The following is a 13101-nucleotide window of genomic DNA, read 5'->3' as shown; positions in this document are numbered from 1 at the left end:
GCCACTTTTATTTTCTCTTTCTCGGAGCCTGTTTCTTCTTCTTTTTCGCTACACCTTCGTAGAACTTCTTCTTCTGGCTCGGTGCGCTTTTTTTCTTGTCACCTTTAGGCTTATCGGAATCTCCCCGCCGCCCGCCGCCACTTGATGGCTTTTTCGCATGGATGACTTTTGGCGTCTCTTTCCGTTTCCGGTGGAATGACTGCTTCATCCCTGCAATTTCAAAGTCGATTGCCGATTCCTCAGGCTTGACGGAAACGACGCGGATCGTCACTTCATCGCCGATCCGGAACTGTTTGCCGGTATGCTCGCCGATCATCATCATTTGACGGTCGTCGAAACGGTAATAGTCATCCGTCATATAGCTGACATGGACGAGCCCTTCCACGGTGTTTTCCAGTTCTACGAACATGCCGAAGTTTGTCACCGACGAAATGACGCCGTCGAACTCTTCGCCAATCTTATCGAGCATGTACTGAGCCTTCTTCAATGCGTCCGTATCGCGTTCCGCATCAACCGCCCGTCGTTCACGCTCGGACGTGTGCTGCGCGATTTCAGACATGTTTGCGTTCCAATGTGCAACCGTCTCCGAAGATACATCCTTATTAATCAAATACGTACGGATCAGCCTATGGACGATGAGGTCCGGATAACGTCTGATCGGCGACGTGAAATGCGTATAGAAATCGGCTGACAATCCGAAGTGGCCTAGACTCTCTTCGAAATACTTCGCCTGCTGCATCGAACGGAGGAGCATTGTCGAAATGACCGTCTCTTCCGGCATGCCTTCGATTGACTCGACAATTTCCTGCAAGGCCCGAGGATGCACTTTATTCCCCGTCCCTTTCACGACAATACCGAAGTTTGTCAGAAACTCGAAGAAACGTTGGAGCTTTTCCGCTTTCGGGTCTTCGTGGATCCGATAAAGGAACGGCACTTGTAGCCAGTGGAAGTGCTCGGCAACCGTTTCGTTCGCAGCCAACATGAACTCCTCGATGAGGCGTTCCGCCGCTGTACGTTCCCTTATGACAATATCAGTCGGCCATCCTTGTTCGTCGACAATCACTTTCGATTCCTTGAAATCGAAGTCAATGGCGCCGCGGTCAATCCGTTTCTGTCTCAAGATGGATGCGAGTTCAGCCATATCATTCAGCATCGGAACGATATGCTCGTACTTTTTCATGAGCTCTTCATCTTTTTCCTCGATGATCTTATAGACGTCCGTATACGTCATTCGTTCCTTTGATTGTATTACGCTTTCAAAAATTTCATGATCGATAACTTTCCCGCTGCCATCGATTGTCATCTCACATGACATCGTCAGGCGATCCACGTGAGGATTCAAGGAACAAATACCGTTCGATAGCTTATGCGGAAGCATCGGGATGACCCTGTCCGTTAAATAGACGCTCGTCGCACGATCATACGCTTCGTCGTCGAGCGGCGTGTTCTCCTGCACATAATAACTGACATCCGCGATATGGACGGATAACGTATATGTCCCATTATCGTTCTTGACGAGCGAAATGGCATCATCCAAGTCCTTTGCATCGGCCCCGTCTATCGTTATGACAAGATCCTTTCGTAAGTCGCGGCGTTTGAACAGATCCTTCTCCTGCACTTCATCCGGTGTTTTATTCGCCTGATCCATCACTTCTTGTGGGAACTCGACTACAATGCCGTGCTTATGGATGATTGATAAGATGTCGACCCCAGGATCGTTCTTATGTCCAAGGATTTGCACGACCATGCCGGTTGCCGACTTCAGCTCGCTCGGCCATTCCGTAATTTCCACGACGACTTTATGTCCATCTACAGCGTCGAGCGAATTCCCTTTTCCGATGAAAATATCCATCGGAAGCTTCTTATCATCCGGGATGACAAAACCGAAGCCTCGGTTATCCTGGTACGTTCCGACAACCTTCGTCGTTTTACGTTCAGCGATTCGAATGATCGCTCCTTCGCGCCGGTCGCCGTAATCACCTTTCGAAACTCGTACGAGTACGATATCCCCGTTCATCGCACCGTTCACTTCAGGCGGCGGAATGAATATATCGTCCATTCCATCCGTTTCCGGTGTGACGAAACCGAACCCTTTCGCATGTCCGATGAATTTACCTCTTACTAGGTTCATGCGCTCCGGGACGCCGTAACGGTTTGTACGGGAACGGACAATATCACCTTTTTGTTCGAGCTGCACGAGCATTTTGACTAGCTCCTTGAATTCCGCAGCCCCTTCAATACCTAATGACTCCTGGATTTCCTGAACCGTCAATGGTTTATACGATTCCTCTTTCATGAAAGACAACAGTCTTGTTTTTAACTCTTCGTCAATAAAATCCAATTACCATCCCTCCATTCATAACTATCGTCAACTAATTCCATTTTCACACGTTCCAGTCAAGTGATTCAAGAAATTGAAATACATCTTCATGAAGCTGTTCTTTTTCCGGATCGAGCGTAATGACATGACCGGATTTTTCGAACCACTCGATATGCTTCTGTTTGGACGCAGCATTGTCATAAATGATATTTGCAGAATCCGGATCAATTACGTCGTCATTCCTTGATTGGATAACGAGGAGTGGAGCATCGATTTCCGGAAGCTGCTCTTTCACATCGTCGACAAGCGGCTTTAAGTCGGCGAGCGACGGCATCGTTTTACCGCGGAGCACATCGACTTCTTCTTCGATTTCAGCTGCCGTTTTTCCTTCATATCTTTTATAATCCGAAGCATACTTCAATACGCCTTCATATAATTTATCCGGTGTTTTCATTATCATCGGCGAGCACATTGTTACAATACCCTTCACTGGCATTTTAACCCCTAATTTCAATGAAAATACGCCGCCTAAAGATAATCCTCCGACTGCGATTTCTTCGTATCCGGCTTCCTTTAACTGATTGTATCCTTCAACGACGTCTTCCCACCATTCGTCCGGACCTGTTTCGATCAGTTGTTCCGGCGGGACGCCATGTCCTTTGTAGTGCGGCGCTAGTGATGTATAGCCTTTCTTCTCTAAAAATCGGCCGAGCATCCTGACGTCAGCGGATGTTCCGGTGAAGCCGTGCAATAGCAACACGGCCCGTTTGCCACTTTCAAAAAAGAATGGCTTCGGTTGTGCAATTCTCATTCCCCAACACCCTTTCAATACTAAGAAAGTATGATTTCCGCTACAGGCGGACGCTTTCCGCGGGCACGGCTTCAGCCAATCGAACAGCGCAGGGTTCGATTTGTCTAATTTCTGCGTTTTGTGCAGAAATTAGACAGCACGTGCTCCCAACGCTTCGCTTTTGGTCGCAAAAGCCGTCCTTCGTTACGGCTTTCGCTCAGTCCAGGGTCTTCAGCTCGCGCTATTCCCGCCGGAGTCGCCGCCTTTCGCTCCCATCCTATCATTACATCAATTAATGTAGAATTAAATAAAAATACCCTTATGTATACTATCATTCCCTTTTCATAGAGGAAAAAAACGCCCGACCATACGGGTGGCCAGGCGTTTGTCAGTTATGCGATTATATAATTCCGATTAAATCTTCACGATGGCAATCGCCAAAATGAAAAATAAAATTGAAAGTACAATTGTCACTCTTTGAAGCACCAAGTCTAATCCTCGCGCTTTCTGTTTCCCAAAAAGTTGTTCGGCACCACCGGAGATGGCTCCAGACAGACCTGCACTTTTTCCGGATTGCAATAATACAACGACAATCAACGCCAATGATACGATTAATAGCAACGTCATTAACAAAGCATGCACTTTGTTCCACCTCCTGCGTAGAGCATCTCAACATTTATATTCTATCAAACATTTTTCACTGTTACAACAAATTTCGAGTTAAAAGCAATCAGCCGGCAAAAGCCGGCTGATTCATTGGATCATTTTTTCAGGTTATAGAACGTTTTCGTTCCAAGGTAAACTGCTGTTTCATCCAATTGGTCCTCAATGCGGAGCAATTGGTTGTATTTTGCGACGCGGTCTGTACGTGATGGTGCACCTGTCTTAATTTGACCCGCATTTGTCGCCACAGCGATGTCTGCAATTGTCGTATCCTCGGATTCACCTGAACGGTGGGAGATGACTGCAGTGTAGCCTGCGCGTTTCGCCATTTCGATTGCATCGAATGTTTCAGTCAATGTGCCGATTTGGTTCACTTTGATGAGGATCGAGTTGCCGACGCCTTCATTGATGCCGCGCTCCAATTTTTCAGTGTTCGTAACGAAAAGATCGTCACCGACCAATTGAACTTTTGAGCCAAGACGCTCTGTCAACAGCTTATGTCCAGCCCAGTCGTTTTCATCAAGGCCGTCTTCGATCGAAACGATCGGATATTTTGAGCAAAGCTCTTCATACCAAGCAACCATTTCCTCGGACGTCTTCGTAATTCCTTCTCCCGCTAAACGGTAATGGTTCGCTTTGCTGTCGTAGAACTCGGAAGCAGCGACATCCATTGCGAGCAGTACTTCTTCGCCTGGTTTGTAACCTGCTTTTTCGATTGCTTCCATAATTGTCGATAGCGCTTCTTCGTTGGATGCTAAGTTCGGTGCGAAACCGCCTTCATCACCAACAGAAGTGTTTAGGCCTTTCGATTTCAAGACGTCTCTCAGGCTATGGAAAATTTCAGTTCCCATGCGGAGACCGTGACGGAATGATTCCGCGCCTACCGGCATGACCATGAATTCCTGGATATCGACGTTGTTATCCGCATGCTCTCCGCCGTTCAATATGTTCATCATCGGAACAGGCAGTTGCTTCGCGTTTACGCCGCCAAGGTATTGGTAAAGCGGAAGGTCCAAGTAATCCGCTGCAGCGTGTGCTACTGCCATGGAAACGCCTAGGATCGCGTTTGCGCCAAGTTTGCCTTTATTCTTTGTGCCATCCAGTTCAAGCAGCGCATTGTCAACGACAACTTGATCTAACACTGAGTAATTGTCCACGATTTCATCCGCAATGATTTCATTGACATGATCAACCGCTTTTAAAACACCTTTTCCAAGATAACGGGATGCGTCTCCGTCGCGCAGTTCGACTGCCTCGTATTCACCTGTGGAAGCGCCTGAAGGAACGATGGCGCGGCCGAACGCTCCGCTTTCTGTAAACACTTCAACTTCAACAGTCGGGTTACCGCGTGAATCAAGAACTTCTCTTGCTTGGATATGAGTAATGATTGGCATTTCAATCTCTCCCTTTATTAGAATAATGGTGTTCCGGACATTTCTTCCGGCTGTTCGACTTCCAATAATTTTAGCATTGTCGGGGCAAGGTCCGATAGTATACCGCCTTCCCGCAACTCGATATCAGGTTTTGTGATGATGACCGGCACAGGGTTTGTCGTATGTGCGGTCATCGGCTTACCTTCCATCGTCACGACTTCGTCTGAATTCCCGTGGTCCGCAGTGACGATTGCCGTCCCGCCTTTTAGCATGAGGGCGTCAATGATTCTTCCGAGGCATGCATCGACCGTTTCGATCGCTTTGATCGTCGGTTCAAGCATCCCACTATGTCCGACCATGTCAGGGTTCGCAAAATTAAGGATAATGGCGTCCTGCGTTTCAGCCTCTATCTCTTTCAGCAACGCCTCCGTCACTTCAACGGCACTCATTTCCGGCTTCAAATCATATGTTGCGACTTTCGGACTTGCGATCAGAATCCGTTTCTCGCCTTCGAACTCATCTTCCTTGCCGCCACTCATGAAAAACGTCACATGTGGGTATTTCTCTGTTTCGGCAATCCGCAGCTGCCGGAGGCCGTTTTTCGAAAGCACTTCGCCAAGCGTGTTCTCCAAGTTTTCATTTCCGAAAACAACGTCTGCCCGAACTTCGTCGCTATAATGCGTAAATGATACGAACTTCAAGTTGTCAAACGTTTCCGGTCCGGTATGGAAGCCGTCGAACGCGGGATCCGTAAATGCCTTCGACAATTGAATGGCGCGATCGGGACGGAAATTGAAGAACACGACTGCGTCTCCATCTTTCACTGTCGCGACCGGCTTGCCTTCCTCCTCTATGATGAACGGTTCCACGAACTCATCATGGATACCTTCGTCATACGAGGAGAGGATGCCTTGTGCAGCATTTTTGAATGTCGCACCCGTACCGTCGACAATCGCCCGGTATGCGCGCTCCACCCGGTCCCATCTTTTATCCCGGTCCATCGCGTAGAAACGCCCGGAAACCGTGGCGATTTTACCGACTTCAAGTCCTTCCATCACCTTTTCGGTCTGCTCGACATAACCCGGAGCGGTCTGTGGACCGACGTCCCTTCCGTCAAGGAATGCATGAATAAATACTTTCTTAATTCCATGCATTTTGGCGAGGCGTAGGAGGGCGAATAAATGCTCGTAATGGCTATGTACACCGCCATCTGATAAAAGCCCCATCAGATGGAGTGAAGAATCTTGCTGCTTTACGTGTTCAATCGCTCCAAGCAACGCCGGGTTCGTCATGAAGTCCCCATCCTTAATGGACTTATTGATACGGGTCAAGCTTTGATAGACGATCCGGCCTGCACCGATGTTCAAATGGCCGACTTCCGAGTTCCCCATCTGCCCTTCTGGAAGGCCGACAGCTTCACCGCAAGCGGTTAACGTCGAGTGCGGGTATTCGTTCCAGAGGATATCGAAATTCGGTGTGCTCGCTTGTGCGACTGCATTGCCGAACCGTTCCTCACGCAAGCCGAAGCCATCCAAGATGATCAATGCGACTGGCGCTTTAGTCATTAGCCGCCACTCCGATCATTTCAAGGAATGAATCCGGTTCAAGGCTAGCTCCTCCGACAAGGGCGCCATCGATATGCTCCATCGAAAGCAACTCGCCAATATTGCCAGGTTTCACGCTGCCGCCATACTGGATGCGAAGAGCCGAAGCTGTCTCGTCATCATAGAGCTTGCCGATTTCAGCACGGATTTCCCCGCATACTTCATTCGCATCTTGAGCAGTCGCAGTTTTGCCTGTTCCAATTGCCCAGATCGGCTCGTAAGCGATAATCGCAACTTTAGCCTGCTCTGCGTTGACTCCTTCAAACGCTTTTTGCACTTGGACTGCAACCGTCTCGACTGTCTTCCCTGCTTCCCGCTCTTCTAGGCTTTCTCCGACACAGACGATCGGCGTCAGTCCTTTCGAGAACGCTGCCAACACTTTACGATTCACCGCTTCGTCTGTTTCATTGAAATATTGACGACGTTCAGAATGGCCGAGGATGACGTATGGCACATTCAAGTCCGCTAACATTTTCGGACTTACTTCCCCTGTGAATGCGCCTTCGTCGACGTCATGCATCGTTTGAGCTCCGATCCTAAGTGGAGTGCCTTCCGTCAATTTCACAAGCTCAGACAAATAAAGAGAGGGTGGACAAATGACCGCGTCGATCTTGTCCGTTTCCGGCAAGCGGTCTTTCACTTCTGTAACAAAGTTTTTTGCTTCGTCCATCGTTTTATACATTTTCCAGTTACCTGCAATGATTCGTTTTCGCATTTTTCTTCCTCCGTCACTTATCATTCAGCGCCGTTACGCCTGGCAATTCTTTTCCTTCCATGAACTCCAAGGATGCACCGCCGCCTGTTGACACATGATCCATTTTATCAGCAACGTCGAACTTTTCGACAGCCGCGGCAGAATCCCCACCGCCGATAACTGTGTATGCTTCCGTTTCAGCCATCGCAAGTGCTACTTTCTTCGTACCTTCTGCAAACGGTTCCATTTCGAAAACACCCATCGGCCCATTCCAAATGATAAGCTTGGAATTTCGGATGACATCCGCATACATTTCAGCCGTTTCCGGTCCGATATCGAGTCCCATCCAGCCTTCCGGGATTTTATCGATTTTAACCGTTTTCACGTTTGCATTTTCAGAAAACGCATCCGCCACTACCGCATCGACCGGCAAATGGAGTTTGACGTTTTTCTCTTTCGCTTTTTGAATGAATGATTGAGCAAGCTCAATTTTATCTTCTTCGACGAGGGAGTTGCCTGTTTCATACCCTTCCGCTCTCGTGAACGTATAGGAAAGGCCGCCTCCGATCAATAAATGATCCACATTGTCCAACAGATTGTCGATGACGCCAATCTTATCTTTCACTTTCGCGCCGCCGATAATGGCTGTAAACGGACGCTCCGGATTGGACAACGCCTTCCCGAGTACTTCTAGTTCCTTTTCAAGTAAAAATCCGCTTACTGCTGGTATGTATTGGGCAATTCCTGCAGTGGAAGCGTGTGCACGATGAGCTGCACCGAATGCATCATTGACGAAGACATCTGCAAGTTCCGCGAACTTTTTCGCTAGTTCCGGATCATTCTTTTCCTCCCCGGCGTGGAATCTGACGTTTTCCAGAAGAATGATGTCGCCTGCCTTCATGTCGGCAACCGCTCGTTCCACTTCTTCTCCAACGGAAGTATCAAGCTTCTTCACGTTTTTCCCGAGGAGCTCCGCTAATCTTTCCCCGGCCGCTGTGAGTCTCATGTCCTCGTTCACTTCACCTTTCGGCCTCCCGAGATGACTTGCGAGAATCACTTTCGCCCCTTTTTCCGCCATGAATTCAATCGTAGGAATGGCAGCACGGATTCTTGTATCATCCGCTACTTCACCGTTTTCCATCGGTACATTGAAATCGACACGGCAAAATACACGCTTTCCGTCCAGTTCAATATCTTTGATCGTTTGTTTGGCTATCACGTAAACCGCACCCTTCCAAGAAAGTTAAGCGCCAGAAACGGCGAGGAATATTAAAAAGAGGAACGGGTCTTCCGTTCCTCCTACCCAATTATCTATTATAATGGGTCGCCATAAGAATGGCTATGTTTTACACCAAAAGCGCAGGGCGCCTGCTTAGGGGCGACGGGCATAAGGCGAAGATGCGGCGTGGCGCTTTTTGCCACAGAGTAGCTTTGACTTATGACCCCGAGCTCCTGGCGCCCGGAGTCTAGACGATAACAAAAGCGTAGGGCGCCTGCTTAGATGCCTTTTTTATTCATGTAAAGAGCCAAATCGATGCAGCGGGCAGAATAGCCTGTTTCATTGTCATACCAAGCGATGACTTTCACCATATTGTCACCCAGTACCATCGTCGATAGGCCGTCGACAGTCGAGGATGCAGTATTTCCGTTGTAATCCGTTGACACGAGTGGAATTTCATTATAGTAGAGAATCCCTTTTAATTCGTTTTCAGAAGCCTTTCTCAAAGCGGCATTCACATCTTCCACTGTCACTTCCGTTGACAGCTCTGCGACGAAATCGACGAGTGATACGTTCGGCGTAGGAACGCGTACTGCCATACCATCGAGCTTCCCTTTCAATTCTGGGATTACTTTCGTCACTGCGGAAGCAGCGCCTGTCGTTGTAGGAATCATCGACTCAGCCGCTGCACGGGCACGTCGATAGTCGGAATGCGGCAAATCCAAAATCCGTTGGTCATTCGTGTATGAATGGACTGTCGTCATCATGCCCTTGTTAATACCAAATTGATCCTGTAATACTTTGACGACAGGCGCAAGGCAGTTTGTCGTACAAGATGCATTGGAAACGACTTTGTCATTTGCAGGATCATACGATTCTTCATTCACACCCATGACGAGCGTTTTCATATCCCCTTTAGCCGGTGCCGACAAGATCACTCTCTTCGCTCCTGCTTCGATATGCTTCATGAGCGCTTTTTCGTCTCTGAAGACACCAGTCGATTCGATGACGACATCGATATCCAATTCGCCCCAAGGCAATTGTACAGGATCTTTTTCAGCGTACACTTTAATCTTCTTGCCATCGACAACGAGATGGTCTTCCTCCGAACCGACTTCAGCGTCAAAAATTCCGTGCACCGAGTCGTATTTCAGAAGATGAGCAAGCATTTGTGCATCCGTCAAATCATTGACTGCAACGATCTCGATGTCATCATGCTTTTGCGCTTCCCTGAAGACCACCCTACCAATACGTCCAAATCCGTTAATCGCCATTTTAATTGTCATTTCCGTTACCTCCTATAATTCAATTCAAGTATTTACATAATTACCGAAGTTAATCTTCCATTTCCGCAAGCATCGCATGCGCAGCACCTTCATCCGTGACAAGAATCGTTTGGCGCGGGGCGCTTTCCATATAAGACATAATTGCATCCGCCTTGCTTTTCCCGCCTGCAACAGCGATGATGAGCGGCACTTTCTTCAACTGCTCTGTCTGGATGCCGACTGTCCTGATCCGATGGACGACGTTTCCTTTTGCGTCAAAATAATAGCCGAATGCTTCACCTTTCGCGCCTTGCTCCCGCAGATGAACACATTCCTCCTCAGGCGTATTCCGTAAGTCCGCCATATGATGCGCATTTCCGATTCCATGAAGAACGCAATCCGTCTTCTCGTAAAGCTCCATCATGCGGATAGCGGTCGGCTCCCGCTTGAAGATTTGATGTGCTTCTACACTTAGCGACTCGGGGTAATAAAACGTGCTGTACGTCCCTCCGCTAGCTTCTGCGAATGAGGCGGCAATGACATTCGCCTGCAATCCGATATCATCCCCGACCCCGCCTCTCGCCGCAATGAAGTGCAAATGGTCGGCATCTTCGATGGAATGGATGTGCTGCGGTATGGCCGCGACCGTGCTTCCGCCTGTGACGGCAATGATCTTACCGTCCCCTATCCGGCACATGAATTCTGCGGCAGCTTCTTTTCCCATCAGACTTTTGACTGCCGGATTTTCATCACAGTCTCCCGGGACGATTTTTACGTATTGAATTCCTAATAAGGAACCCAATTTCCTTGCGACTAACCCTTGCCCGGTCCACTCATCGATAGTCGGTCCGAGCGAGTCGAGGACTGCTGCACCTTCATTCGTAATGGTCGCGCCTTCCTTCGCAACGCGGATAAGCCCTTCCGCACGCATTGTTTCCAACAAGTTCCGACATTCCCGTTCCGATATATCCGCCATCTGGCCGAGCGGTCTTCTTCCGATTGGACCCGCGACTTCGATGAATTTCAAAACTTTGTACCGCTGATGTAATAACTCCATCATTTCTGGCACAAGCTTTCGTTGCGCCTCTATAATTTTCGGGATCATTGGTAAACCCCTCTTTCACGATAGGACGAATTCGACCCACCTGTTAATTATTTGTCCCACCTACTACAAAAAAATATAAATCTTATTATTAGTATATACCTCACCGTCAATAAGTTCAAACTTCTTGATATTTATTTTTAGAATAAATCGATTAAATCCACGTAACCGATGGAACCATATAAGAGCACTTCGCCATCCTTCTCTAAGACAGGAATCATCATCATATATTTCTCATGGCTTTCATCGTCCGTTTCAATGTCAATTGTCGACCACGTCAACGGAAAATCCTCCTGTACGAGCTTCATCATCGATTCCGCCTCGTCACATAAATGACAGCCTTTTTTTGTGTAAAATTGAACATGCATGTAGAACACCTCAAGATCGTATTTTCATTCAGTATAAATGAAAAACGGCGTTTCGCAAAAGAATTGCGAAACACCGCTTTTAAGTTTCCTCCGACTCTTGTGCCGTCTAGACTCCGGGCGCTAGCTGCTCGGGTCATAAGTCAGCTCTGCTGCACGGCAAAGGACGCCGTTTCGCAGATCTGCCTTATGCCTGTCACAGCTAAAGCTGTCACGAAGAACAGCTTTTGCGAGTAAAAGCTAAGCGTTATGAGCAGAAATAGCGAGCGCCCTACGCTTTTGAGTTCACCAACTTCGACCTGCGCCGCCTCCGCCACCGGAACCGCCGCCACCGGAGAAGCCTCCTCCTCCACCGCCGCCGAAGCCGCCACCACCGAAACCGCCTCCGCCAAAGCCACCAGGGAAGAAGATCATCCCGCCTCGGCCTCTTCTTCTTCCGCCCGGACCGCCGCCACCTCCGCGGCCACCGCCCATGAAACGGAAGAGCAGAAAGATAATAATGAAAATGATAATTGGGGAAGGGATGCCGATGCCTGATCCGCCGCCTTGGCCAGCGAGCGTGTTCACTTCGGCAACTTCACCATTCCACCCGTATTCTGCAGCTATTTCGTTATAAAACGATTTATATCCTTCCATAATTGCCAAATCCGGTTGTCCGTTTCTTAAATATGGTATAGACACTTCATCCATGATTCTGCCAATTTTTCCGTCGGGCAATGCGCCTTCCAGTCCATATCCAGTAGACAAATAGAAATGCCTTTTACCACTAGAATTCGGGGTCGTCGTCACGACTAGCAATGCTCCGTTGTTTTCGCTCTTTTTGCCAAGCTTGTATTCCCTTAGCGCCTTTACGGCGAATGTATCAACCGCTTCATCCCCAATACTCGGCAATATGAGTACAGCAAGCTCAGCACTTGTCGCACCATTCAAGTTTCCACCTAACCGGTTCAGCTCAGCTTTCTGTTCTGCGGATAAAATACCTGAATGATCTTGAATATAGTAATCCATCTCATTCCACGGTGGGACGTCAGCTGCCAACGCCATCGCCGGCATGATCATAAAGCTAAGACATACAGCAATCATGCAACGGAAAGCGGTGCGGATCACTTACTGCCATCTCCGAAATCGAATTCGACTTTTGGTGCTTCGTTTGCAGCTGCATTCGCTTTGAAATATTCCTTCTGTTCGAACCCGAATATCGAAGCGACGAGTCTACCTGGAAAACGCTTCGTCTGCCTATTGTAGTCGGCGACGACATTGTTATAATCCATCCTTGCTACGCCGATCCTGTTTTCCGTTCCGGCAAGTTCATCCATCAATTGCGCGAAGTTCTGATTGGCTTTCAAATCAGGATAATTCTCCACAACGACGAGCAATCGTCCAAGCGCGTTCGATAGCTCCGTATCCGCAGCCGCCTGTTCTTCAGGTCCTCTCGCTCCAGCAAGTTTCGCGCGGGCATCGGATATTGAAGCAATCACTTCCTTCTCGTGACTCGCATATCCTTTGACTGTGCTCACCAAGTTCGGAATCAAATCAAGCCTGCGCTGCAACTGATTTTCGACTTGTGCATATGATTGATCAACATTCTCTTCCAAGTTGACAAATTTGTTATAGCTTGGCACTAGCATAACGCCAAGTACTACAAGGATTACAACAATGATTGCTATTGGTCCTAATATCCTTTTCATTTTTTCACACTCCAATCG

General features: G+C 48.4%; 12 protein-coding genes. All 12 read right to left on the bottom strand.

Features of this window, described 5'->3' with window-relative positions:
* Positions 1-7: 7 nt before the first annotated feature.
* Entirely contained in the window at positions 8-2296 is a 2289-nt protein-coding gene (gene rnr, locus AB1K89_RS05820; protein ID WP_413054019.1) for a ribonuclease R, read from the bottom strand.
* Positions 2297-2384: 88 nt separating this feature from the next.
* A complete protein-coding gene (locus tag AB1K89_RS05815) occupies positions 2385-3131 on the bottom strand; it encodes an alpha/beta hydrolase (RefSeq protein ID WP_413053834.1) in 747 nt (248 codons plus the stop codon).
* Between the two features lie 393 nt (positions 3132-3524).
* Complete coding sequence (secG, locus tag AB1K89_RS05810; RefSeq protein ID WP_251696892.1) at positions 3525-3752, bottom strand: preprotein translocase subunit SecG; 228 nt, start codon at positions 3750-3752, stop codon at positions 3525-3527.
* 119 nt (positions 3753-3871) lie between these two features.
* The gene (gene eno / locus AB1K89_RS05805) at positions 3872-5167 is read right to left on the bottom strand and encodes a phosphopyruvate hydratase (protein WP_413053833.1); all 1296 of its coding nucleotides are present in this window, start codon (positions 5165-5167) and stop codon (positions 3872-3874) included.
* A 17-nt stretch (positions 5168-5184) separates the two neighbouring features.
* A complete protein-coding gene (gene gpmI / locus AB1K89_RS05800; protein ID WP_413053832.1) occupies positions 5185-6711 on the bottom strand; it encodes a 2,3-bisphosphoglycerate-independent phosphoglycerate mutase in 1527 nt (508 codons plus the stop codon).
* A complete protein-coding gene (gene tpiA, locus AB1K89_RS05795; RefSeq protein WP_413053831.1) occupies positions 6704-7465 on the bottom strand; it encodes a triose-phosphate isomerase in 762 nt (253 codons plus the stop codon). The genes gpmI and tpiA overlap by 8 nt, the downstream gene beginning before the upstream one ends.
* Before the next feature lie 13 nt (positions 7466-7478).
* The gene (locus tag AB1K89_RS05790; RefSeq protein ID WP_413054018.1) at positions 7479-8660 is read right to left on the bottom strand and encodes a phosphoglycerate kinase; all 1182 of its coding nucleotides are present in this window, start codon (positions 8658-8660) and stop codon (positions 7479-7481) included.
* Between the two features lie 281 nt (positions 8661-8941).
* Complete coding sequence (gene gap, locus AB1K89_RS05785; protein WP_413053830.1) at positions 8942-9949, bottom strand: type I glyceraldehyde-3-phosphate dehydrogenase; 1008 nt, start codon at positions 9947-9949, stop codon at positions 8942-8944.
* 49 nt (positions 9950-9998) lie between these two features.
* Positions 9999-11033: a sugar-binding transcriptional regulator gene (locus AB1K89_RS05780; protein WP_413053829.1), complete on the bottom strand. Its 1035-nt coding sequence runs from the start codon at positions 11031-11033 to the stop codon at positions 9999-10001.
* A gap of 137 nt (positions 11034-11170) precedes the next feature.
* Positions 11171-11398, bottom strand: coding sequence for a glutaredoxin family protein (locus AB1K89_RS05775; RefSeq protein ID WP_413053828.1), 228 nt, complete (start codon positions 11396-11398; stop codon positions 11171-11173).
* Between the two features lie 282 nt (positions 11399-11680).
* Positions 11681-12502, bottom strand: coding sequence for a TPM domain-containing protein (locus AB1K89_RS05770; RefSeq protein ID WP_413053827.1), 822 nt, complete (start codon positions 12500-12502; stop codon positions 11681-11683).
* The gene (locus AB1K89_RS05765; protein ID WP_413053826.1) at positions 12499-13083 is read right to left on the bottom strand and encodes a LemA family protein; all 585 of its coding nucleotides are present in this window, start codon (positions 13081-13083) and stop codon (positions 12499-12501) included. Before AB1K89_RS05765 ends, AB1K89_RS05770 begins: the two co-directional genes overlap by 4 nt.
* Between the last annotated feature and the right edge of the window lie 18 nt (positions 13084-13101).

Origin of the sequence: Sporosarcina pasadenensis, assembly GCF_047228845.1 — a bacterium.
GTDB lineage: Bacteria > Bacillota > Bacilli > Bacillales_A > Planococcaceae > Sporosarcina.
The sequence above is the reverse complement of the archived record's forward strand: the minus strand, read 5'-3'. Positions and strand labels throughout refer to the sequence as shown.